Genomic DNA, 23,152 nt, shown 5'->3' with positions numbered 1-23,152 from the left:
ACTACGGGCTCGTTGTCTTAGCGCAGATTTGTCCATTTCCCTCTCCCCAACCCTCTCCCGCGAAGGGCATCATCATACTATCAAAGCTCCTATCGCGGGAGAGGGGGTAGATCGAAGTGAATAGAAAAATTTGTGCTCAATTTAAGATGAAATCTTGTCTAAAAAACTTTAGGGACGTTGCCTAATTTAATTAATCAAATGACCTAATTTCATTGGGTAATGCAAGCGTGCATAAATGCTAAGTGATTATAGGAAACTCGGGGCGACAAAACGGGTTATTGCTCAACTGAGGCGGTGGTGTACGAAATCATGCCATCGTAGTTCTGTTGAAAATAAGAACAATATACTGTATAATAATTGGCTTATTTATAAATACTTTAAACACAAAGGTAAATTATGACGAAAAGAAACTCTAACCCTAAAGCCAACCGCCCTGTAGTTGAAAATCAATTCGTCTTCAGATTTAATCAAAATACGCAACAATTAGGTGATGCTCGACCGCAAGTGCAGCGCGCACCAAGAACAACAAACCCAGACCGCTCCAGCTCAAATTCCCAGCAGCAAATAGGTGATGCTCAACTGCAACGTGCAGCAAGAGTAGCAAACGCGGTTCATCCTGGCGCGAATCCCCCGCAGCAGACTAACATTTCTCCACAGCATACCATTGTACAGAATTTTTATATTAACAATCATTATTACGCTGCAGCTGAAGATTCCGCGTCGAATTCAAGCACAACCCAGCAAACTTTTTTTGGGGCTTCTGGAAATTCTAACCCTAACCTTTCAATGCAACAAAGCCCTTCAGTAACACCGAATACAAGACCTACTATCATGGCAAGTGCTGAATCTCAAAGGATTAAAATTTCCAATTTGGTCAATGCTGAAACGGTTAGCGAGAAGGCATTAGACCTCTTAACCATCCGTACCTTGACCGAGGCGTTTCAAACCCCACCGAGAAATCCGGAAGAAACGGAGATGGACACAGAAATGCTCTTACCTAAATTTTGTTAAAATAACAATGCGGGTGAAACTGGTATTTTTTAAAGAATAAACCATTTCGCCCGCTATTTTTATATCACCAATGAATTCGTTGGAACTTCTTCTGCAACATTTTCCTGGTTATTCATTTCGGCAATATAAGCCTCGATCTTCATAAAATCCCTATCTGAGGTAAAATGGATGGTATGCAGGCCCGCTTCTTTAGCCCCTTGTACGTTAGGTAATAAATCATCAATAAATACGGTTTCATCGGCATTTAACTGACACTCATTTAAAAGTCGCGTAAATGATTCCACATGCGGTTTTCTCATGCCGAAAATATGAGAAAAATATTGCGCATTGAAACAACCCTCAAAATTATTTACCTGACAATCTCGTTCACAAAGTCTTAAGATTTCTTTTAAATGGATTTCATTGGTATTGCTGAATAAAAAAGTATTGTAAGAACTTCGTAATTTTTTAATATACTCTAGTCGCTCTACAGGTATATCAATTAACAGTGCGTTCCAGATGGAGTCAAACTCTTCCTCAGAAATTTCCAAATCCAAACGGGTCATTAATTCCTTTCTAAAAGTGGAGGAAGTTAATTTACCTGTTTCATAATCATCAAAAATTTTTGAAAATTCTTTTTGGTTGTAGCGTCCTACGCTTAATCGATGAAATTTTTCTTCAGTTAATTTGTAATCTAAATTAAGAATCACACCGCCCAAATCAAAAATTATATTTTTTATTCCCATAGTCTTATGAACTCCATGCTATAAAATTGCGCCAGCAAAGTATAACAAACAATGGATTTAATAAAATCTCTGTACATAGCCTATGAAGTTGTTAGACTTAAGTACTTTATTTTATGGATAAAAGGAAGCATTATGAAAAAAATTTTGGCAATTTCTATAGCTCTTTTAGCAAGCAGTGCTTATGCAGCCGAGACTGCAAGCAATGAGAGTCAGATGATGCAACCGCCAAAACCCGTCGAGAATAAAGTTTATGATCAGATGGTGGGAATCTGGCGCGGCGAAAGCAATATGATGGGCATGAAAATGCAGGAAACTATGAAAATTCGCTGGGCACTGAATCACCAATATCTGATACTTGAATTAAATACCAAAGGCGATAACCGCGCAGATGTGCAATATGAAGGAAAAGGCGTGTTTGGTCTTACCGCAAATGGTCAAGCCAAAACCTGGTGGTTTGATAGCTGGGGAGCTGATAATGCTGCAACGGGTACTGGCACTTTTTCAGATAACAAGCTTGAACTCACGGATGGTAATGATCGATTTAATGAAACGCGCACTTTTGAAATCAAAGGAAATGAGATGATCATGCATGCCAAAGGTAGCATGACCATGCCGAATGGTAAAAAAATGGATTTTGATCAAACAGTAACTTATAAAAAAATTTCATAGAGAGATTTTCTACAGTATTCATTTGCCTGAGCGCCGGTGAATACTGATTTTATTGGCAAATCCTTCCGTTAAACCTAGAATATAAATTCTTATTAATTTACCCGCCCCATTGTTTTATTTTTTCTATTTGTAAAATTCAAAAACTCTGTATACACTATTATTGAACACATTTTAAGCAAGGATGCCATTATGAAAACAATAGCATTAATATTAGTACTATTTGGTTCTACTTCTTTAATTACCAGCTGTGGTTTATTTTGCCCAGCCTGCACAAACTATAGCAGCTCAAAATAAAAGCGATAATGAACTACTAATCCCTCGAATGAGAGAGAATTATGCGGGGGATTAGTCAGCCTAAGGTTACAAATATTCATTAAGTAGCTTAACTGTGATCGGTTTTAAAACAGCGCTGCCGAATGCTTTATCCATAGGGGCCGGAGGTGTTTTATCCGATAAGTTGCTTATAAACAAATATTGTTGGCTCCCCTTCTCCACAAACCCGATAAACCAGCCATCCCTTAACAAGCTAGGGTTAGACGCCCGCTCGCTGGCTCCGTGGCGCCCGCTCCCTGTTTTACCATACAAGTCAGCGCCATTTTCCAATTGGCCTTGATACATGTTCTTCTTAGTCAAATGCAAAGCTTCTTTGGAAACAGGCAAAGCGCCTGCATAAAAAGCTTTTAAGAAATTCAATTGTTCCATGGCAGATATTTTTAGGCTACTGCTTAACCAGGCATATTGAAGTCCATTGTTCTTACCAGGATCACCGCTGAAATCCTGATTGCCGTATTTAAATTTGGCCAAATAACCCTTGATACGTGTATCGCCCATTCGTTGAGTAAGTTGTTGAGAAACCCAAACGACTGAATATTTAAGCCAGCTCTCTGGGGTTTGATCATGGTTCCAATCTAACAAAGCACTTTTCTTTCCATTCCATTTGAATACCGTGCTCTCATGGCTCGCGCCACTATCAAAGGCCATCAGCGACAAAGCAATTTTAAATGTAGAATCAGGAGCAACTCGCTGATTACAATAATTTTTAGGATTATATTTACTGATAATTTTATTTTTATTCACATCATACAAAATAAAACAGGCATTATAACCTTTGAACGTCTTATTATATTCTTCTTGGGTGATTTCTTTGGCAGCTGCATTTAAAGCCAAAATAGACAGCAAGGATACAATTGGTTTTCTCATTTTAATTTTTAGGCTGGTAAAACATGCGATTAAATAACACTTAATGCAGTAAGTAAAATTCATTTTTGCGCAATCCACACCGTGGCATCACCACATTGTGCATCTTGCATCTTATGAAGTAATGTTTTTAACCCATTCTCATCAAGAAGGCGAGTGTATTCTTCGGCAGATAAAGAGGCGCGATAAAGCAACTCACCACCATTCTCACTCCAAACTTCCTCAAATTTTGGACCGTCAAAACCAATAAGCCTTTTGCACGAAGAAATGACACTAATCGTTTTAATGTGCTGGGCTGCTCAGCATGAGGTAAATGAAAAAACTGTGCCAGGCCAGTACGGATTAAATTTTTCTCTCAGGACAAGCTTTCTCATATTTGCCAACAGCCAGGTTTCAGTGGGAAAACGCATTCTACATTTGGCAATCATTTTTCACTGGCATCGACTCCTGTTATCTTATAGCCTCTTTCAATAAAAAATTTTGCTATTGGAGAACCCTGTGCCGCAACCTACGTCCAGTATCTTGCTTTCTATTGGGATGTTCTCAGTGATAAAGTCAGGGTAAAATCTCTCCATTAATTCTTGATTCCTATGTGCCTCAAACCAATCTGAAATTTTATTGTACACTGCGCAAGCTGTCTTTTTATTTTCTCATGATGATAAATCCTATTAAAAATCTTTAAAATAGTGGGAAAAAAGAGTAAAAATGTATATGCTTTAAAAGCATTAGTTTAATCTTCTATTAATAATCAAAGGGACAAATCATGAAAAGAATATTCGCATTAGTAGTTTGTAGCTTAATGTTAGGCTCCTCAGCTTCCTTCGCTGCTGATACTGTTGCAAAAACCGATATGAACACCAAATGGATTTGCACAACCAATGCCAGCAGCAGCGATGTTGCCGATGACAAAGCAGCAGATGATAAAATGGCCAACCAAGCAGGCTCTGCTTCTGATTCTTTTGCTTTTGCTGCCAAGAATTGCAGAGATTGCACCAAGATCACCTGCGAAGTTCAAGAATAATTAAAAAAACTGAGGTTGCTGCAGCAACCTCAGTAATCTTCATTGCTTCTTTCCTCATAATTGTTCACGTCTAAATAATATGCTAAAATGCGCAAATTTTGAACTATTCGGAAGTTTAACATGCCACATGTTACGTTCAATGTGTTTTTTAGCGGCGCAGAAGATGCAGCAAATAATACCGATACTTTAGTTGGATTCTTGACAGAACACATCGAATCTGACGCCCAACGGCTTATTGCATTTGATGGTTGCGGCATAACACATGGACTATCAGGCACTATTTTTGGCACCGGCCTGGATCAACACTGCCAGAAAGTAATTGAACAAATTGCTGCGGAGATTAAAAAGGGTAATACTGTTTCCTTGAACGCTTATGGACATAGCCGCGGTGCTACTGGCCTGCTTCTTTTAGCCAAGCAATTGTCGACAGTAGAAAAAAATTTACTGGAAATTAATTTGGCTTTGTTAGATCCCACCCCGGGCAATTTAATCACATCCGCCACCCTGGATTTTTTGGGTATCAGTTTAGCAAATAAAACCAAGGACTTACGTAACTGTCTGCCGTTGAGTAATGTTTTGGCACTTTATCCAAATGTACCACTTCCAGCCATAACCTTTCGAGCTCCCTCTTTTAGTCTTTATCCCGAACGGACTAAAGTAGAAGAAGAAGCAATTGCAGGATATCATGCTCAAACTCAACATTTAACAATTAATCCCAGCGGCGTTGTTTTCAGCCCTGAAAGCTTTATTACATTTGCGCGTGTAGTAAAATTTCTTCAGGAAAACGGCACTCAATTTAAACCTTTCCCGTCTATACGAGTGGAAGGCATGCTGGATCTTAAGGTTGATAGCAACCGGTTGGATGACGCTTTGTTGGCAGTTTACCAAAAGGTTAATGAACTTCATCATGACAAAACATACAGAAATTGCCATTCTGACCATGGCGTTATTATAAACACCAAAGAAAAAGCTGAATACTTTAATTTGCACCATCAATACTTGGCAGGAAAATCAAAAAAGAAAGACAGCGCGCGGGTAACTTTGGAAGAAAGTTATAGCCTTGCAGCAGTCTTAAGGCGAACTGTACATAACTATCCCAAAATGTGGCAAATGATTAAGTGGGTAAGTATCAGTTTAATAATAGCCTTCCTGATTTTCACCATTATTACGAGTGCAGGTATTTCTACCCCTTTGACTCCTTTAATTGCTATAACATTAGCCCCAGCCGCAAGTGCTGGCTTGGCTGGTTTATGGTATAGCTTACTAAAACCTGCCATCGACTGGCTGATTGATCGTATATTTTACCCCCACTTTTATCTACGTGATATCACGGTAGAACGGGTACCCATTGAAGATTCTACTAAAAAAATGGCCTCAAGCCTTGGTGTGGACAAGAATAGGGAAAACCAAATGGAACAGGAGATAACTCCTCAGTCTGCTCATGAGCCATTAGATAATTCTTCCCGGGAAGAAGAGCTTCAAATCGAGGATGCGATAACTCAGGAAATTAATACTGGGCTTAATCTTAACGTTAGCCATTAAGCATTGCTGTACGTCCTCTAGACAATGCCACTCAACCGATGTCGGCGGAAATAATCAAGTTTTTCCCGCTTTTTTTTGCCTGGTATAAAATCTGATCTGCTTTAGAAATTATTTCTTCTATATCGGTGATGGAGTCATGGGGAATAGAGACTATTCCTATGCTTAAGGTAATTTTGCTAAATATTTCCAATCCCTTAGGATGAAGATGCAAACTTAATTCGTCACGAATCTTATTGCAAATGGCAATGGCATTTTCCAGGGGGGTGTTAACCAGAATAGCTGCAAACTCATCACCTCCCAACCGAAATACTGTATCATTAGCCCGCCTGAAAGTGGCTTTCAAAACGTTAGCTACATGAGTTAGAAATTTATCCCCAGAAGGATGCCCTAAATTATCATTTATTATTTTAAAATTATCGACATCTATGAATACTAAAGTAAACGCATATTTATTGCGTTTTGAGCGATTCAATTCTTCTTTTAGGGTTTTATCAAAATAGCGTCGATTGTATAAGCCGGTAAGAGGATCAGTTATTGACATGGAAGATAACTGCTCGATTAATACTTGCTTATCTTCAGAAAGCGCTACCATCTTTCGCAGCATTTTGCCATTTATATTAGCCGTGATGATGAGCATTAATATGAATAGCAAAAACATGCTAGACAATAAAATACGGTCAAACGTATTGAGATAATAATTGTAGATAATGACCGGAATAAACATAGATAAAACGTAAGCATAAAAAGCGGGCATATAAATTGATAGCGATGCGATTGAGCCGGCACACATGCCTCCCAGAACCAAAAGAATAATAAATTCAGGCAATGGAGCCAAATAGGGTAAAAAAATAAAATAACCGACCCCCCAAGTAAGTCCCATGAGAAATGTCAGGACAATAAATGACAGCAAAGTAGTTATGGAATGGCTGCCGTTTTCAGCTTGCGCGATTTGTTTTTTACTTAGAATAATCCGTGAGAGTGTAATGATAAAAACGATACTAATCCACGGAATAATTTTTGAGAAAGGTACGCGGTGATAATGAAGTGCAATTACCAAAAGGAGGGCGGAAATGATATTGAAAGGTATAGCCCGCAACGAACCTTGTAATAATAATGACAAACAATCTTTAGAGATATGGGTCGGGACTATACTTCTCATTCGTTAAAATCATCTTCCCATCTTGAAGTAAAGTATAGTATAGCATCGATTAAGTGTTTGGTTTTGTTAAAGTTATTGGCCCCAGCTTCTGAGGCCTGCAGCAAAGTCATTACTACTAAGGCTTGAAGCTTTTTTGTTCTGGTTCCGGCATTTCAAATTTAGAAAAAAGAACATCTTTGTCGGGACGATGCAAGGAACCATCGCCATTCGAATAAAAAAGCACTTTATCCGTACTGGGATCAACAACGATAAACCTGCGGTTTTTTTCAGCTTGTTCATTAAAAAAATTTTCTGCATCTTTTTCACTGGGGAAGCTTAGATTAACCCCGCCGTCCTTTCCTGGTTTAGGCTCTTCAGGACGTGTTTTGGTTAGTTTTTCCAAGTAATCCAAATAATCGCTGACTAATAAATCGATTGCTTCCCGCTTTTTCTGTTCATCTTCGTCTATTGGGCGAACATTTACTTTTTTAACATCTCTCAACTCCATTTGCTGTTGTTCTTTCTCTTTTTGTTCTTTTTCTCTTTGTTCTTGTAATTGTTGTTTGAATTGATTAGGCATAATTTCCCCTTATTTGGTATTTGCTTAAATTTTAGGCAAAAAAACCAGCGCTCACAAGTTCCCATGAAACGCCGGTTTGTAAAGATCAAGTAAAGAATCTAGTAAGCCTTCTTACATAGCCCTAAGCAATATAATCACAGAGCTTCAAAGATAGCAGCCGCACCCATGCCTGTTCCAATGCACATGGTCACCATGCCATACCGTTGGCGCGTACGTCTTAATCCATGCAGCAAAGTGGCTGTGCGTATTGTACCGGTAGCCCCAAGCGGATGCCCTAAAGCAATTGCTCCTCCAAGCGGGTTCACTTTTTCCCGGGGTAATTTAAGTTCCTTGATAACAGCCAAAGCTTGTGCGGCAAAAGCCTCGTTTAACTCAATCCAATCCAATTGCTCAAGCGTCAATCCCGCACTCTTTAAAGCCAAGGGGATGGCGTGAGCAGGCCCGATGCCCATAATTTCCGGCGGTACACCGGCAATTGCATAGCTTAATAAGCGACCCATGGGCTGTAAATCGTATTCTTGTAAAGCGCATTCGCTAGCTAAGAGTGCAATGCCTGCACCATCACTCATTTGCGAGCTATTACCCGCAGTAATGCTACCGTGTGCTGCAAAAACTGGTTTTAATTTAGCTATTACTTCATAAGAGGTATCTTCCCTGGGACCTTCATCTTCACAAATTAAACGATTCTTAGTAACAACCCCGCCTGTGGACAAATTAGGATTACGCAATGTAATTTCAACGGGACTAATTTCAGCATGAAAATCACCGCGTTTTTGTGCTGCGACTGCGCGCTTATGACTTTCAGCAGCAAATTCATCTTGTTCCTGTCGTGAAATTTGCCAGCGTTTGGCCACGATTTCTGCAGTAATGCCCATGCCATAAGCAATGCCTATATGCTCATCAGTAAAAATAGCTGGATTAGCGGTGTATTTATTTCCTCCCAATGGGACTTTAGACATGCTTTCCACGCCTCCTGCCAACGCAAAAGGTGCCCCCGTTTGGGCAATTGTATTTGCAGCAGTGGCAATGCTTTGCACCCCGGATGAACAAAATCTATTGATGGTCATGGCTGGCACTGAGGCAGGTATTCCTGCTAACAGAGAGGAAATTCGGGCTACGTTCATTCCTTGCTCAGCTTCGGGCATAGCGCAACCTATCACTACATCAGCTATTTTTTCCCAATCCACCCTATTATTCCGCTCCTTGATTCGCTTCATAACATGAATCAGCAAGTCATCTGGGGAAGTGTGCCTAAAAACTCCTCGTGGTGCTTTACCTACCGGGGTTCGTAATACATCAACAATATAAATGTCCGTCATTGAAATAAACTCCTGCTAATTACGCAACGGCTTGCCAGTTTCAAGTAAATATTTGATTCGGGCTTGGGTTAAAGATGTTTCGGCAAGAGCAATAAATGCTTCTCTTTCCAATTTAAGTATCCAGGCTTCATCAACTTGCTCACCCTGATTAAGATCGCCACCGCAAAGCACACGCGCCAAATGGTTGGCAAGGAAATAATCGTGTTGGGATATAAATCCACCTTCCAGCCAGTTAACTAATCCAATCTGTAAACGAGCATGCCCTTCCCGGCCTGCAACTTTAAATTTTACGGGCAATGGTGGACTGTAGTTTACAGCTTGCATGTACTTAACCTGTGCAAGAGCTGCATATAGGACTTCATTGGTATTCATCACCCAAACATCTTGCGGTTTTAAATAACCACGCTCTGCTGCCTCCGTTGCGCTGCCAGCAACAAACCCTGTGGCAATTTGCTCAAAATAAGGTTTAAGGAAAACAAATAAATCCGCCTCTTTTGCTTCCTCGGCCGCACGCAAAGCCATTTCTTTACAGCCACCGCCAGCAGGAATTAATCCAGCCCCCACTTCAACCAAACCAGGGTAGGATTCAAAAGCGGCCACGGTGGCCGCGCAATGCATCACTAATTCGCATCCCCCGCCTAATGCCCGCCCGCGCAGTGCGGCAACCACAGGGATGGGGCTGTACTTAATACGCATCGCCAAACATTGAAACTGTGCGATCATTTCATCTAAAGCTTGCAGTTTATTAGCCTGCAAAAGTGCTCCTACACCACGCAAGTCCGCGCCTGCACTAAAATTGTTAGCATCATATTGATAGATGATTAACCCCTGGCATTGTGCAGTTGCAATATCCAAAGCTTGATTAAAACCATCTAAAACTTCCTGACCGATGGTATTTGCTTTGGTTTTAAAACTGATAACAGCAATGTCATCTTGTAAATGCCATAACTCTACAGCAGGATTTTGCCAGAGAAGATGATTTGTCGGATGAATGCATTTAATGGCGTTCTCACTAAAAAACTGGCGTTCGTACACCGCCAAATGATCTTGTTCCTGATATTGATTGGCCACAGGTGAAAATGCGCCCTTTTTCGTGTAAAAATTATCCAAGTGGAGCACCCAAGCCGGTAATTTAACTGAACTTAAGGTCCTATTTTCAGCTATGGCTTTTTCCAGGTATCCTTTGACCATATCAACACCTGCTGCTTGCCATATCTCAAAAGGACCCTGCTGCCAACCAAACCCCCAGCGCAATGCAGAATCAACATCACGAACTGAATCTGCAATCTCTGCCAGATGGTATGTGCAATAATGAAACAAATCAAAAAAACATGCCGTTAAAAACCGAGCTTGCGGGTGATTTGCAATAAATAAAGTCCGCATGCGCTCTCTTGCATCAGGCAGCTTCATGATGTTTTTTATTTCATCACTCACCTTGTCTTGTACAGGGCGATATTGTTTAAGCTCAACGTCATAAACTTCAATTGCTTTCCCATTCTTACGATAAATACCCTGACCGGACTTTTGCCCTAAATAACCTTTTTGAATCAAAGTCATCAGCCACTCAGGCAACTTAAATAATTCATGCCAAGGATCAGCAGGCAATTGCATTTCCATTGTACGCACCACGTGTTCCATGGTATCCAGACCTACTACATCCATGGTGCGAAATGTTGCAGATTTTGGCCGGCCGATTAAGACGCCGGTTAAGCTATCCACTTCGTCCAGGGAAAGGCTCATTTCTTGTGCGCGGTGTAAAATAGCTAGTAAGGAAAATACGCCTACCCGGTTTGCAATAAAGTTGGGGGTATCCTTGGCACGCACAACGCCTTTACCAAGGTAACGTGTTAACCATGTTTCCAGGGCATCAAGCAGCACGGCAGAAGTCAATTTTGCCGGGATTAACTCGGTCAAACGCATGTAGCGGGGAGGATTGAAAAAATGAACGCCGCAAAAATGCTCTCGATTTTTTTCAGGCAATGCTTCTGCCAATACGTTAATGCTAAGACCAGAGGTATTGGTAACAAGGATGGATTGCTCGCCAAGATAAGGTGAAATGCGCTGATACAAATCCTGTTTCCAATCCAAACGTTCTGCAATGGCTTCAATAATCAAGTCACAATCGCTAAGTTCCGCCAGATTTTCTTCATAATTTCTTATTTTTAACAAAGAAGCAGACTGAGGGGTAGCTAGAGGTGAGGGCTTCAATTTAGTCAAATTCTTCACAGCTTGATCTATTAGGCTATTCAAACCCCCTTCTTTAGCTGCTAAATCAAATAATAAAGTTTCAATCCCCGCGTTGATGCAATGGGCGGCTATTTGTGCTCCCATGACCCCTGCTCCGAGAACCGCAATTTTCTTAATGAAAAATGGCTCTTGCATATTCAATTCCTTCCAAAAATTAACTTAAGACAAGTCGAAACGTATTCCTTGCGCCAAAGGCAAAGTATCGCCCCAATTGATGGTATTCGTTTGGCGGCGCATATAAGCTTTCCAGGAATCCGAACCGGATTCACGCCCGCCACCTGTTTCTTTTTCTCCTCCAAAAGCACCGCCTATTTCAGCTCCGGATGTACCTATATTTACGTTTGCAATTCCACAGTCACTTCCTATGGCGCTTAGAAATTGCTCCGCGGATTTTAAATTCTGGGTGAAAATCGCTGAAGATAAACCCTGCGGCACACCATTTTGTAATTCGATGGCTTCATCCAAAGAATGGTAAGGCATAAGATAAAGGATAGGTGCAAACGTTTCCTCTTGAACTATGTCATCTTGGTTAGCAAGCCCCGTCACCAAAGTAGGTTGAACAAAGCATCCCTGTCGATTGAGAGATTCACCACCGAATAAAATTTGCCCACCAGCTGTTTTAATCCGGGAAATTGCCTGGTTAAATTGCTCTACAGCTTGTTTATCAATTAAAGGACCCATTAAATTTTTACTGTCCAATGGATCACCGATTGTAATTTGCTCATATGCATGCTGCAGGCGTTTGCTTACTTCTTGAAAAATAGAATGATGCACAAACAGGCGGCGAGTTGACGTACAACGCTGCCCTGCAGTCCCAACCGCACCAAACACAATGGAGGGAATGGCTAATTTTAAATCCGCAGTCTCATCAAGGATAATGGCGTTGTTACCACCCAGTTCCAGGATAGATCGACCAAGGCGTGCCGCAACCTTGGTCGCTACTTTTTTGCCTACCGCTGTAGAGCCGGTAAATGAAACCAACGGTATGCGGGCATCTTCGACCATTGCTTCAGCGACAGCATGCGAAGATGGAATAATTAAAGAAAAGATGTCGGGACAATTGTTTTTCTGTAAAACCTCATTACATATATGCTGTACGGCAATGGCACACAATGGAGTTTTCGCGGAGGGTTTCCACAAAGTCACATTTCCGCAAATTGCTGCAATGAAAGCATTCCAAGCCCAGACAGCGACAGGAAAGTTGAAGGCAGAAATAACGCTAACAATGCCGTATGGATGCCATTGTTCATACATTCGATGATTTGGCCTCTCAGAATGCATGGTCTTACCATATAACATGCGCGACTGTCCTACTGCAAAATCGGCAATATCAATCATTTCCTGTACTTCACCATCGCCTTCTTGCTTGGATTTCCCCATTTCCAGGGAAACCAAACTGCCTAACCAGTCTTTATGTTCCCGCAGGGCTTGGCCGATTTGACGGATAATTTCCCCGCGTTTGGGTGCCGGAAATTTACGCCAGAGCAAAAAAGCTGCCTCTGCGCGTTTCATGACTTCTTGATAATCATCGATAGAACAGCTGGAAACTTCAGCAATTTTTTCACCATTACTTGGATTTATGGAAACTAAGCGATGATGGTTGTAGGCGCTTTTCCAGCTGTAACCACTGTAAGCACCAGAATTAAGTTCTGAAATATTAAGATTTGATAATAAATCCATCACGGTTCTCCTGAAGAACGTTAATGAGCCAATTATTGGGTTATATGAGTTACATGAGATAGTCCACCTGCCCCGCCTTGACAGACAGGGTCAGGAAATGAATAGACAGTTCAAGCGTAGTATTGGCCGAAACGATTATTCAACACATCATTTAGTTTAAATTTTTCTTGTAAAATCAAGCCGCGGTATTCATTTGCCTGCCCTAAAACCAAATCCACTACCGAGCAAACGCCTGAGGCTGTACTGACTTGTATGGCAGACCATTCAATTCCCTGAATGGTTTGAGGATAAACTTTTTTCACATAACTTTTTTCGGTTAATTCACCATCTTTTATACCTTCAACCGTTACATAAACCATCACCATATCCTGGTAAGTTTTGGGAATGGCTTTTTCTAAAATACGTTTTAAAGTTGCTCTGTCTTCATTTAATTTTAAATCATTCATTAAAAAACGCATTTTTAGGCAATGGCCAGGGTAACGCATGGTTTTATAATTTAAGCTTTGAATTTTGCCTGCGTAGAGTTCTGCCAAGCTGCCTAACCCTCCGGACGTATTAAATGCCTCATATTCACAACCATCAATTTGTATTGATTCCAACCCTTCTAAAGGTGCAAAAACGGCTGCTTCTCCATGTTCTATTCCATAGCAAGGATTCCCGTACTCATTAATTACCCCATCGGTGGACCATGTTAATGAGTAATGCAAAGCATTGCTTGCGCGCTGAGGCAAAGCGCCTACACGCAGTTTTGCATGGTGGCATTCTTCAAACTCTTGCATCAGCGTATTGGCTGCAATACTGATGAAACCGGGGGCTAAACCGCATTGCGGGACGAAAGCAGTGGTGGCCTCAGCCGCAATTTCTTTGACTGCGGAAGTGACGGCGGTATCTTCAGTCAAATCAAAATAGTGGGCTTTTGCATTGTTTGCAGCGCGCGCGACGTGTGTGTTTAGAAAATAAGGCAAGCTTGAGATTACGGCAATGATGTTGTTTTTTTGGAGGTAAGCTTCTACGGACTCTTGATCGCGTACATCCAGGGCGACGGTTTTTATCTGCGGCATGTTATGCAGCAAGCGGGCAACGTCCGTACCACTAAATTCCAAGTCGGCCAAATGCACTTGGTAATCCTTGCTATCCGCCAACAAGCAGGCAATTAAACTTCCAATTTTCCCAGCCCCTGTAATCATCACGTTATACATACATCCTGTCTCCTTTGTAAAGCGAATAGTCATCGTACACTAAAAAAATAGGGTTTGCACAGTCAACTTGCCAATAAAAACACGTGTTAATCATAAGACGCAAACATTCATAAATTGTGAAATAGTTTACCTAAAACTTGATCTTTTAAGCCTACTTCTCTATCGTCGCACAATTGCATTCTTTCTTTACTAATGCTATGAACCAAGCGGCAACCGCCACAAAATCATCACTGAACCATTTGGCAGTCAATAAGCTCCCTTATTTGCCTTCTTTTTTGGCAGGGTTACTATTGCCGTTAGGGTTTGCGCCTTTCCATCTTCCAGGATTCCCCATTCTTGGACTTGCATTTCTCTATACAAACCTGCAACGCTTTACTGTGCGGCAATCCTTTTCTGCCGGGTTTGCCTTTGGCTTGGGTTTTTTAGGACTTGGGGTTTCCTGGGTTTATGTAAGCATCCATGAATACGGGCATTTAAATTCATTTTTCTCAGCACTCATCACGTTGTTGTTTATTATTTATCTTGCTATTTATCCAGCTTTGGTTGCCTGGGCATTTAAAAAATTAACTATTTCTTCGGCCTTGTTTTCATGCGTTTTATTTAGCGCCTTGTGGTGTCTAGGCGAATATGCAAGAGCGAATATCATGGGAGGATTTCCCTGGCTGCTGCTAGGCTTTGGCCAAATGGATACACCTCTTAAGCATTTATTGCCTGTGATAGGTGTGTATGGCATAAGTTTTCTAACTTGTCTTGCAGCAACTTTTTTAGCAATGGGCGTGCAAAGCAAATCAAAAACCAGATACGCATGGATCCTAGCCCTGGTAAGCATGATTTTACTCCCCTCAAGTCTTAAACATAAACACTGGGTGGAAATTGAAAAAACGCCTGTTTCGGTGGGAGTAATTCAAGCTAATTTATCCATGCGTGACAAATGGGATGAAGGATTGTTCTGGCAATTATTGCAGCATTATCGCGATAAAATCGAGCAATTATTAGGCAAAAATAAATTAATTGTTTTACCAGAATCCGCTATCCCGCTTCCAGCCGGTTACATCAGTGATATTCTTGAAGCCATCCATCATCAAGCCAGCCAAAAAGACAGCGCTGTTTTATTAGGCATTCCAGAGCCTACGAATGCTGAAGAGATTCAATATTATAATACGATGCGCGCACTTGGCTCGGCGCAAGGCTCTTATCTCAAACAACATTTAGTGCCATTCGGCGAATTTATTCCCAAACCTTTTCAAGATATAGTGGAGTGGCTGGCACTTCCCAGTGCAAATCTCAAGCCAGGACATGCCAATCAGCCTTTAATCCATGTGCACCATCATCCCATTGCCACGCTAATTTGCTATGAATTAGCCTACCCGCAACTGTTAAGAAAACAGTTGCCCAAGGCTGCATGGATTGTTTCTATAAGCGATGATGGTTGGTTTGGCCGTTCTTTTGCCATGTATCAACAATTACAAATGGCACAAGCCCTTTCTTTGCAAACAGGACGATACCAAGTATTGGCCAATAATGATGGATTATCTTCCTTAATTAATGCCAAGGGCGATATCATTGCGTCACTGCCAGCCTTTAGTGCGGGCATTGTTGAAGGAAACATATGGCCGGCACTCGGTTCCACCCCTTGGGTTTATTTAGGGGATGCGCCCGTTTTGTGGCTTTCATTTTTATTGGTTTTTTTCACAGCTGGGTTTCTTTATTTCCGCAAATATATTCAATCCTAACCTATTGCTGCAAATCATAAGAGGGGTTATTCTTACCAGCCCACAAACTTTGATTTATGAATATGGATAACAGTTATAAACCTCAAGAAATTGAAGAACAAGCACAGCAGTTTTGGCTTAAAAAACAATTTTTTAGCGTCACCGAAGATTTAAATAAGGAAAAATTTTACTGTTTATCCATGTTCCCCTATCCTTCTGGTACCCTGCATATGGGGCATGTCCGTAATTATACATTAGGCGACGTTATTTCCCGCTATCAGCGCGCCCTGGGCAAAAATGTCCTGCAACCCATAGGTTGGGACGCATTTGGCTTGCCAGCAGAAAACGCTGCGATTAAGCATGGAATTCATCCAGCGGAGTGGACTAAAAAAAATATTGCCTCGATGAAAGAGCAATTTTTAAGATTAGGCAATGCCTATGACTGGAAACGTGAAATTACGACCTGTGATCCGGATTATTATCGTTGGGAACAGTGGTTTTTTATCAAACTGTTTGAAAAAGGGTTGGTTTATAAGAAAAATGCCATTGTGAACTGGGATCCAGTTGATCAAACAGTTTTGGCGAACGAACAAGTAATTGATGGACGCGGTTGGCGATCCGGCGCTCTCGTTGAACATAAAGAAATTTCTCAATGGTTTATTAAAATCACCGCCTATGCTGACGAATTATTATGCGATTTAGATACCCTTGATCAGTGGCCTCTTCAAGTAAAACAAATGCAGCGCAATTGGATTGGCCGCTCTGAAGGCACCAATATTTATTTCAAGGTTCACGATTACAACAAGCGGCTTAAGGTCTACACCACTCGCCCAGATACATTAATGGGCGTAACTTATCTAGCAGTGGCACCCGATCATCCTTTGGCAAAACAAGCTGCTGCCCAAAATCCTGAAGTTCAAGCTTTCCTGGACAGCTGCCAGGGCGTGCGGATGTCAGAAGCTGATATCGCCACCCTTGAGAAACGCGGCATTGACAGTGGCATGAAAGCTGTTCATCCCATCAGCGGCCTGGAAATTCCTGTCTGGATAGCTAATTTTGTATTGATGCAATACGGTTCTGGAGCAGTAATGGCTGTTCCAGCGCACGATCAGCGCGATTGGGAGTTTGCTCAAAAATATCAGCTGCCGCTTACACAAGTCATTAAACCGGCTGGCGAAAAAGAGCACGATTTTAATACATCTGCATTTACTGACGAAGGCATTTTGATTAATTCAGCAGAATTTGACACTTTGCCCTCGTCGGATGCGAAAAAAGCGATTACTGAATGGCTGGAAGAGCAGGATTTAGGCAAGGCTACAGTAAACTATCGTTTGCGCGATTGGGGAGTATCGCGGCAACGGTATTGGGGTACCCCTATCCCGATGATTATTTGTGAGGAATGCGGTATTGTGCCTGTTCCTGAAGAAGATTTGCCTGTCATGTTGCCTGAGCACGTGGATTTAACCGGCAGCGGCTCTCCTCTGGCTCGATGCAATGAATTTGTACACACATCCTGTCCCAAATGCGGGCAGGATGCGCAAAGGGAAACGGATACCTTCGATACGTTTATGGAATCTTCCTGGTATTACGCCCGCTTTGCCTGCAAAGGCCAAGACAATGCCATGCTCGATGATCGAGCAAAATATTGGACTCCCGTTGATCAATACATAGGTGGTATTGAACACGCCGTGATGCACTTATTGTACGCCCGCTTTTTTCATAAATTAATGCGCGATGAAGGCTTGGTGAATTCCGATGAACCGTTTAAAGCCCTGCTAACCCAGGGAATGGTTTTAAAAGACGGCCATAAGATGTCCAAATCTTTGGGAAATATTGTTGACCCTAATCATTTAATCAATACTTATGGTGCAGATACCGCCCGCCTATTCGTCATGTTTGCCGCTCCTCCTGAACAATCGTTGGAATGGTCAGACAGTGGAGTTGAAGGAGCACACCGCTTCCTGAAGCGTCTTTGGGCTTTTGCGCATCAAAATCAAGCTTTATTATGTGAAGTAAATGATCTCATCAAAGATAATAATCTTAATATTAATTGGCAAAATTGCGACAATCGCTTAAAAAAATCGCGATTAATCGTCAATCAAATTTTGGCGCAGGTTACTCAGGATTATGAACGACAGCAATTTAATACTGTTGTCTCAGGCTGCATGAAATTATTTAATGAGCTTTCCTCTTACACAATGACTACCGAGGAAGATAAATATTTTCTGCATTCTGGCCTCAGCATTTTGTTACGGCTCTTGGCTCCAATTACCCCCCATATTTGCCATCATATCTGGCAGCAACTTAACTTTGAAAAAATTATTATTGACGCACCGTTTCCCAAGGTAGATAAAAGCGCTTTAAAAGCAGACGAAGCTGAGTTTGTGGTACAGGTAAATGGCAAGTTACGTGCCCAATTCCAAGCAAGCGTTGATGCTTCGGAAGAAGCGCTCATTGCAATGGCAAAAGAGCATGCATCATCTTTTTTGACCGATAAAAATATTAAAAAAGCCATTGTGGTTGCACATAGGCAATTAATCAATCTCGTAGTCAGCTAAGATGAAATTTAGCAGTAAATTTTATACTTATTTTTTTCTGGGATTACTGCTGGCGTCTCTGAGCGGATGCGGCTTTCATCTGCGCGGCATGCTGGACATGCCAAGCTGGCTTGATAACATCGCTATTGTCAATGCAAACTCTAAAAATCATCCTTTGGATGTTTTTTTGCAAGAACAACTGCAAGCGTATGATGTGCACGTAACCACCGAACCCTCTTTAGCGCAATATTGGCTAATCATTGAACGTGATGCTTTTCAACAACAAATTAGCAGCATCAGCGCCAGCACTACGCCGCGGCAGTATCAATTAATTTATACCGTACAATTTAAAGTCCAGCAGGTGCGGGGCCAGGAAATTATTCCTTCAAGCCTGGTTTCCGTAACTCGACAAATTACAATCAATAGTGACAGAATATTAGGTTCTGATGAAGAAGAAGCTACAACAAAGAGGGAAATGCGGCGAGAAGCAGCCATTCAAATTTTAAACCGCCTAAGCCGTCACGAATAAGGAAATAACCATGAAGTATATATTTATGTTGTTAAGCTTGATAACAATGAATGTTTACGCAGCCCCTGCCGGTCAGTGGCAATGTTTGGCATTTGATGCCAAAGAGCAAAGTTATCAAGGCTTTGGAGTTTCTATTTCAAGTGCCATGCAAGCGGCGACCGAGCGCTGCCGAAAAGAGTCGAGCTGCCAGGATTGCAAATCAGCCCAATCTTATTGTGAACAAGGCGCACTCACCCTGGCTGATGATCGCTGTGTCGTTACTGATGAAAATGGGCGCGCATGGGATGCCTCGGGTGTAAATGCTTGTAAAGTAGCCATGTCTTTATGTACGGAATGGCAATTTTTGCATGGGAAAACAAGCCCGTGTTCAATCAGGCATAATTAAAACCCTTCACGCCCTGCAACACAAGCTGGTACTTGGCACATGAAAATTGCGTTTCTTTAAGTCTATTATTCATACCAATTTAGGTAGAAAAGAGTGAGGTAGAGGTGCTGCTTAAATATCAAGACCTTACATCCAGCCTGCACAGAAAAATATGCCCTGTTTATATTTTAATTGGCCAGGATCATTATTTGCTGAATGATGCAGCCTATCAAATTAAAAAAAGCTGGCATTTGCTAGGCGATAGTGATGATAAAATTCTATATATGAATTTGGCGCAAGATTGGGCCGCACTGATTGAAGAAGCGAACAATTATTCCTTATTTGCCGAACATGTGTTACTGGATGTACGCTATGAGAAAAAATCGCTGGAAAATGCAGGGAAAGAAAAATTAAATCAATATCTGGCAGATGTTAATCCACGCTGTTTAATTATATTACGGGCACCTCATCTCAGCAGCAAACAATTGCAAGGTTTCTCAGCAAATGAGCAAGTCTTGATTGTCCAAGCTTCTCCGTTTACGCCCACCATGCTGCAAAAGTGGATCATTGCACAATTGAACCGTTTTGCCATTTCCTATGAGCCGGAAGTACCTGCCCTTATTCACCGCTATACTCAGGGGAATATGTTGGCTTGTGCCCAAGTTCTTGAAATTATTAGATTAGTGATTGAGGAAAAAGAAATATTAACGCAACAGATGGTCATTGAACAACTAATTGACCAATGCAATTATCAATTGTATGAGTTATCGGATGCATGCCTTTCCGCCAATACGGAAAAAGCCATTCATATCCTTCGGCAAGCAAGTGAAAATCGCACGGAACCTGCATTGATTCTTTGGCTGCTTGCTCAAGATATTCGCCAACTCATTCAATTGTCGCATTTACTTTCCCAAGCCGTTGCCTTCTCTACGGCGTGTAGCCAATTAAAAATCTGGCCACAGCGCGTTAATTTATATCAATCGGCTTTAAGACGATTACCTCTACTGCGCTTGTATCAATTACTAAGCCTCAGCCAAACTTTAGACGAACAAATTAAGACAAGCCATAATCAGCAAATTTGGCTTTCTTTCGAACAAATGGTAATTAATTTAACTACTTAGATCGTAGTGAATCGTTGTATAAAGCAAAGCAATTGGTGGGTAAAAGAGCAATTTGGTTGTTTTTAATTTTATATTGACGTATTATTCGTTACTTGATAACGGTAGCAAAGCGCAAAAATCCATTTAAACCAATGATAATTTCAAAACTCAAATACGTTCTTTGTCTTATTATTTCTTTGTTTGCATGTAATATAAGCTTTGCCGAGCATCGTTACATCGCCATAACTGTTGACGATTTGCCTTTTGTTGGGGAAAGCAAAAATTTTCATTTAAATATGATTATTGATGCATTTAAAAATAATGAAGTGCCGGCAACTGGTTTCATTATTGCAGGCAATGTCCGGCCGGAGAACTGGAAAGTATTACACCGTTTCCGAGATACAGGCCTTGCCCTAGGCAATCATACCTTTTCTCACATTAATTTAAATAAGGTAAACGTTGATACCTACATTCAAGAAATCGATGAAGCTGATAAAACATTGCTGCCTGTACTAACGGAACCCAAATTTTTTCGTTATCCCTATTTAGCTACAAGCGATGGCAAGAAAAAAAATAAAGTTTTGCAATTTCTCACAGCAAAAAATTATCAAGTCGCCCCTGTGACCATAGACAGCAAGGATTTTATTTTTAATCAATTATTATTATCCGTTCCTGAAAATAAACGGCGTGAATTCATGAAAGTTCTGGAGCCTTGTTACTTAAATTTTATTTGGCAACAAACGATTAAGGCCGAGGAACGTAGCCGCCTGGCACATAAAACCAAGCAACCACAAATTTTATTAATCCATGCAAACCTGCTTAATGCCTACGCTTTGCCCAACATTATTAATCTTTATCGGCAAAATGGCTTTGTATTTGTAACGCTTGAAGAAGCTTTAAAACATTTTGGCGAACGTACTCAACTGGCACATAAAACGTTTAAAAACAAGCACGATGAACGTATCGAAAGTTTTATGGCATGGGATTAAATCAGTATGAGCAGTAACACGTCCGGATTCTGGTATTTCAGCAGAACCCGGGAGAGAACTGTCTCAACTTTTTAATTTCTCTATTATTTTTTTGCAAAATGCCGGGAGATCAGAAGGTTGCCTCGAGGTGATGATGTTGCCATCCACGACTACGGTTTCGTCCAGGTAATGCCCACCCGCATTTTTTACATCATCTTTTACAGTATGAAAACAGGTAGCTTTTTTGCCTGAAATAACACCAGCAGAAATCAAAACCCAAGCCGCATGGCAAATGGCAGCCACAATGTTATTTTTTTCATAAGTAGATTTAACAATATTGAGCATGGCTTGGTGAGTCCGCATTTTATCGGGGGCATAGCCGCCGGGAATAATAATTGCGTCAAATTCTTTATCCTCAGCTTCACTGGCGGTACAATCTGGCTCTACGCCATACCCTAGTTTGCTCTTATAAGTTTTTTTCTCGGGGGCAATAATAACAGGCTTTATCCCCTCTTCTTGTAAACGCAAATATGGATACCAGAATTCCAGTTCCTGGTACTCGTTTTCAACAAAAATTCCTACTGATTTCATTTTTCCTCCTTGAATTTTAAAGCCACCTTTTAACGAATAAAGCGGCTATAAATTATTTTCCCAATCCAAATCACAAGGATAGCAATAATCAGCCACAATACAATCAACGGCAAAAATACAATGAATTGAATAAGGCCTCGCGTAAATCCTTGGATATATTCCAGTAATGTATAATAAGAAGACTTTACCGTTTCACCGAGCTGCCAATGCTTCATCTGCTGTTTTTTTATTAAAGGATCTTTTTGCAAGTAAATGGTAACTAAGGATAAATCCAACGATTCTTTATAATATTTCATTTGCCCTGTAAGCACATCGATTTGTTTCTGTGTTTCATGCAATTGTTGATAAACTTGTAACACATCGGCGGTTTGTGTAGCTCCTTGCATTATTTTTGTAAGTTGAACCTTGGCAGCTTCAAGATTCTTCAACTGACTCTCCAAATTTACATATTGTTCCGTGATATCTTCGCCTTGTATGGATTCTTGCAAGACTTTAAGTGCATACGATTTTAGCCGAGTTAAGGTGTCATTAAGCTTGGTGGATGGCACGCGAATGCTGATTTGTCCGTTAGTATCCATATTATCCTCAACATCTTGCGCCACATTAGAATTAACAACATATCCCCCGATGCTCTCTGCCAACGTATTAATTTTCTGCATCACGGAATTAACGTCAGAAACTTGCAAGGTTAACGTTGCATTGCGTACAAGCATGCGTTTTTGCGGGGTTCGCGCGGGAACTGCTGCAGGTGAAACACTTGAGAAACTTGCCTGATTTTCCGTATGAGCAGCATATGCTTGCACCGATGTAGGTGCACTTGTAAACATGGTCGAACCGGTAGACGCAAAGAAAAAATGAAACAAGAAATAAAAAAGAGCGATAAATCCTATTAATGCCAATACATAAAGTAAAAGTCTCATGGAAAGATCTCTCAGGCTTTATGTCTAGTGTAGCATTTAACAGGAAGATGAAGCGGGGGCTTTGGGAAAAATTAACTAAGGAGTTTCCTTACTCCTCTATTAT

At 41.1% G+C, this 23,152-nt stretch carries 21 protein-coding genes; 10 read left to right on the top strand and 11 right to left on the bottom strand.

From position 1 onward, the window contains the following. The first annotated feature begins 396 nt into the window (after window positions 1–396). Window positions 397–1,011, top strand: coding sequence for a hypothetical protein (locus ELY11_RS06025; protein WP_127032697.1), 615 nt, complete (start codon window positions 397–399; stop codon window positions 1,009–1,011). Between the two features lie 59 nt (window positions 1,012–1,070). Here ELY11_RS06025 and ELY11_RS06020 read toward each other — a convergent pair whose 3' ends face one another. Further along, window positions 1,071–1,736 (bottom strand): HAD family hydrolase, encoded by a 666-nt coding sequence (locus tag ELY11_RS06020; protein WP_126954812.1) that lies wholly within the window; start codon window positions 1,734–1,736, stop codon window positions 1,071–1,073. A gap of 51 nt (window positions 1,737–1,787) precedes the next feature. On the opposite strand from ELY11_RS06020, the gene ELY11_RS06015 reads away from it, so the two are divergent. Continuing rightward, entirely contained in the window at window positions 1,788–2,405 is a 618-nt protein-coding gene (locus tag ELY11_RS06015; RefSeq protein ID WP_126954813.1) for a hypothetical protein, read from the top strand. Window positions 2,406–2,765: 360 nt separating this feature from the next. Here ELY11_RS06015 and ELY11_RS06010 read toward each other — a convergent pair whose 3' ends face one another. Together ELY11_RS06010 and ELY11_RS12685 are read right to left on the bottom strand one after the other, a co-directional pair. Next, complete coding sequence (locus ELY11_RS06010; protein WP_126954814.1) at window positions 2,766–3,605, bottom strand: penicillin-binding transpeptidase domain-containing protein; 840 nt, start codon at window positions 3,603–3,605, stop codon at window positions 2,766–2,768. 59 nt (window positions 3,606–3,664) lie between these two features. Continuing rightward, window positions 3,665–3,796 carry a hypothetical protein gene (locus ELY11_RS12685; protein ID WP_267900237.1) on the bottom strand — a complete coding sequence of 44 codons (132 nt, stop codon included), beginning with the start codon at window positions 3,794–3,796 and terminating at the stop codon, window positions 3,665–3,667. A gap of 569 nt (window positions 3,797–4,365) precedes the next feature. On the opposite strand from ELY11_RS12685, the gene ELY11_RS06000 reads away from it, so the two are divergent. Beyond that, window positions 4,366–4,623, top strand: coding sequence for a hypothetical protein (locus ELY11_RS06000; RefSeq protein WP_126954815.1), 258 nt, complete (start codon window positions 4,366–4,368; stop codon window positions 4,621–4,623). 120 nt (window positions 4,624–4,743) lie between these two features. Further along, on the top strand, window positions 4,744–6,165 hold the full coding sequence (locus tag ELY11_RS05995) for a hypothetical protein (RefSeq protein WP_126954816.1): 1,422 nt from the start codon (window positions 4,744–4,746) through the stop codon (window positions 6,163–6,165). A gap of 31 nt (window positions 6,166–6,196) precedes the next feature. Here the strand turns inward: ELY11_RS05995 and ELY11_RS05990 are convergent, their stop codons facing one another. The 6 genes from ELY11_RS05990 to ELY11_RS05965 all read right to left on the bottom strand — a co-directional run bounded on the left by ELY11_RS05990 (window position 6,197) and on the right by ELY11_RS05965 (window position 14,328). Continuing rightward, window positions 6,197–7,324, bottom strand: coding sequence for a GGDEF domain-containing protein (locus ELY11_RS05990; RefSeq protein WP_126954817.1), 1,128 nt, complete (start codon window positions 7,322–7,324; stop codon window positions 6,197–6,199). Window positions 7,325–7,439: 115 nt separating this feature from the next. Beyond that, the gene (locus tag ELY11_RS05985; protein WP_126954818.1) at window positions 7,440–7,883 is read right to left on the bottom strand and encodes a hypothetical protein; all 444 of its coding nucleotides are present in this window, start codon (window positions 7,881–7,883) and stop codon (window positions 7,440–7,442) included. Window positions 7,884–8,017: 134 nt separating this feature from the next. Next, on the bottom strand, window positions 8,018–9,202 hold the full coding sequence (locus ELY11_RS05980; protein ID WP_126954819.1) for an acetyl-CoA C-acyltransferase: 1,185 nt from the start codon (window positions 9,200–9,202) through the stop codon (window positions 8,018–8,020). Window positions 9,203–9,217: 15 nt separating this feature from the next. Next, complete coding sequence (locus ELY11_RS05975) at window positions 9,218–11,584, bottom strand: 3-hydroxyacyl-CoA dehydrogenase/enoyl-CoA hydratase family protein (RefSeq protein WP_126954820.1); 2,367 nt, start codon at window positions 11,582–11,584, stop codon at window positions 9,218–9,220. A 24-nt stretch (window positions 11,585–11,608) separates the two neighbouring features. Next, window positions 11,609–13,129, bottom strand: coding sequence for an L-piperidine-6-carboxylate dehydrogenase (gene amaB, locus ELY11_RS05970; RefSeq protein ID WP_126954821.1), 1,521 nt, complete (start codon window positions 13,127–13,129; stop codon window positions 11,609–11,611). 110 nt (window positions 13,130–13,239) lie between these two features. Continuing rightward, a complete protein-coding gene (locus ELY11_RS05965; protein WP_126954822.1) occupies window positions 13,240–14,328 on the bottom strand; it encodes a saccharopine dehydrogenase family protein in 1,089 nt (362 codons plus the stop codon). Between the two features lie 197 nt (window positions 14,329–14,525). Here ELY11_RS05965 and lnt point away from each other — a divergent pair, with 197 nt between their 5' ends. The 6 genes from lnt to ELY11_RS05935 all read left to right on the top strand — a co-directional run bounded on the left by lnt (window position 14,526) and on the right by ELY11_RS05935 (window position 21,559). Continuing rightward, window positions 14,526–16,061 (top strand): apolipoprotein N-acyltransferase, encoded by a 1,536-nt coding sequence (gene lnt, locus ELY11_RS05960; RefSeq protein WP_126954823.1) that lies wholly within the window; start codon window positions 14,526–14,528, stop codon window positions 16,059–16,061. Window positions 16,062–16,123: 62 nt separating this feature from the next. After that, window positions 16,124–18,598: a leucine--tRNA ligase gene (gene leuS / locus ELY11_RS05955; RefSeq protein ID WP_126954824.1), complete on the top strand. Its 2,475-nt coding sequence runs from the start codon at window positions 16,124–16,126 to the stop codon at window positions 18,596–18,598. 1 nt (window position 18,599) lies between these two features. Beyond that, on the top strand, window positions 18,600–19,106 hold the full coding sequence (locus ELY11_RS05950) for an LPS-assembly lipoprotein LptE (protein WP_126954825.1): 507 nt from the start codon (window positions 18,600–18,602) through the stop codon (window positions 19,104–19,106). A 10-nt stretch (window positions 19,107–19,116) separates the two neighbouring features. Next, a complete protein-coding gene (locus ELY11_RS05945) occupies window positions 19,117–19,491 on the top strand; it encodes a hypothetical protein (RefSeq protein WP_126954826.1) in 375 nt (124 codons plus the stop codon). A gap of 104 nt (window positions 19,492–19,595) precedes the next feature. Further along, window positions 19,596–20,591, top strand: coding sequence for a DNA polymerase III subunit delta (gene holA, locus ELY11_RS05940; protein ID WP_127032696.1), 996 nt, complete (start codon window positions 19,596–19,598; stop codon window positions 20,589–20,591). Window positions 20,592–20,722: 131 nt separating this feature from the next. After that, window positions 20,723–21,559: a polysaccharide deacetylase family protein gene (locus tag ELY11_RS05935; protein WP_127032695.1), complete on the top strand. Its 837-nt coding sequence runs from the start codon at window positions 20,723–20,725 to the stop codon at window positions 21,557–21,559. 63 nt (window positions 21,560–21,622) lie between these two features. Here ELY11_RS05935 and ELY11_RS05930 read toward each other — a convergent pair whose 3' ends face one another. Then, a complete protein-coding gene (locus ELY11_RS05930) occupies window positions 21,623–22,129 on the bottom strand; it encodes a type 1 glutamine amidotransferase domain-containing protein (protein WP_126954829.1) in 507 nt (168 codons plus the stop codon). A 29-nt stretch (window positions 22,130–22,158) separates the two neighbouring features. Then, window positions 22,159–23,049 (bottom strand): DUF4349 domain-containing protein, encoded by an 891-nt coding sequence (locus ELY11_RS05925; RefSeq protein ID WP_126954830.1) that lies wholly within the window; start codon window positions 23,047–23,049, stop codon window positions 22,159–22,161. Window positions 23,050–23,152: the final 103 nt, after the last annotated feature.

The organism is Legionella septentrionalis (assembly GCF_003989745.1).
In the GTDB taxonomy this organism is placed as follows: domain Bacteria; phylum Pseudomonadota; class Gammaproteobacteria; order Legionellales; family Legionellaceae; genus Legionella_A; species Legionella_A septentrionalis.
Note: the sequence above shows the minus strand (reverse complement) of the source record. Positions and strands in the feature narration are given on the sequence as shown.

Excerpts from the sequence above, each read along its gene's own strand:
- ELY11_RS06025 (WP_127032697.1), top strand. The coding sequence starts at position 397 with ATGACGAAAAGAAACTCTAACCCTAAAGCCAACCGCCCTGTAGTTGAA.
- ELY11_RS06020 (WP_126954812.1), bottom strand. The coding sequence starts at position 1,736 with ATGGGAATAAAAAATATAATTTTTGATTTGGGCGGTGTGATTCTTAAT.
- ELY11_RS06015 (WP_126954813.1), top strand. The coding sequence starts at position 1,788 with ATGGATTTAATAAAATCTCTGTACATAGCCTATGAAGTTGTTAGACTT.
- ELY11_RS06010 (WP_126954814.1), bottom strand. The coding sequence starts at position 3,605 with ATGAGAAAACCAATTGTATCCTTGCTGTCTATTTTGGCTTTAAATGCA.
- ELY11_RS06000 (WP_126954815.1), top strand. The coding sequence starts at position 4,366 with ATGAAAAGAATATTCGCATTAGTAGTTTGTAGCTTAATGTTAGGCTCC.
- ELY11_RS05995 (WP_126954816.1), top strand. The coding sequence starts at position 4,744 with ATGCCACATGTTACGTTCAATGTGTTTTTTAGCGGCGCAGAAGATGCA.
- ELY11_RS05990 (WP_126954817.1), bottom strand. The coding sequence starts at position 7,324 with ATGAGAAGTATAGTCCCGACCCATATCTCTAAAGATTGTTTGTCATTA.
- ELY11_RS05985 (WP_126954818.1), bottom strand. The coding sequence starts at position 7,883 with ATGCCTAATCAATTCAAACAACAATTACAAGAACAAAGAGAAAAAGAA.
- ELY11_RS05980 (WP_126954819.1), bottom strand. The coding sequence starts at position 9,202 with ATGACGGACATTTATATTGTTGATGTATTACGAACCCCGGTAGGTAAA.
- ELY11_RS05975 (WP_126954820.1), bottom strand. The coding sequence starts at position 11,584 with ATGCAAGAGCCATTTTTCATTAAGAAAATTGCGGTTCTCGGAGCAGGG.
- amaB (WP_126954821.1), bottom strand. The coding sequence starts at position 13,129 with ATGGATTTATTATCAAATCTTAATATTTCAGAACTTAATTCTGGTGCT.
- ELY11_RS05965 (WP_126954822.1), bottom strand. The coding sequence starts at position 14,328 with ATGTATAACGTGATGATTACAGGGGCTGGGAAAATTGGAAGTTTAATT.
- lnt (WP_126954823.1), top strand. The coding sequence starts at position 14,526 with ATGAACCAAGCGGCAACCGCCACAAAATCATCACTGAACCATTTGGCA.
- leuS (WP_126954824.1), top strand. The coding sequence starts at position 16,124 with ATGGATAACAGTTATAAACCTCAAGAAATTGAAGAACAAGCACAGCAG.
- ELY11_RS05950 (WP_126954825.1), top strand. The coding sequence starts at position 18,600 with ATGAAATTTAGCAGTAAATTTTATACTTATTTTTTTCTGGGATTACTG.
- ELY11_RS05945 (WP_126954826.1), top strand. The coding sequence starts at position 19,117 with ATGAAGTATATATTTATGTTGTTAAGCTTGATAACAATGAATGTTTAC.
- ELY11_RS05935 (WP_127032695.1), top strand. The coding sequence starts at position 20,723 with ATGATAATTTCAAAACTCAAATACGTTCTTTGTCTTATTATTTCTTTG.
- ELY11_RS05930 (WP_126954829.1), bottom strand. The coding sequence starts at position 22,129 with ATGAAATCAGTAGGAATTTTTGTTGAAAACGAGTACCAGGAACTGGAA.
- ELY11_RS05925 (WP_126954830.1), bottom strand. The coding sequence starts at position 23,049 with ATGAGACTTTTACTTTATGTATTGGCATTAATAGGATTTATCGCTCTT.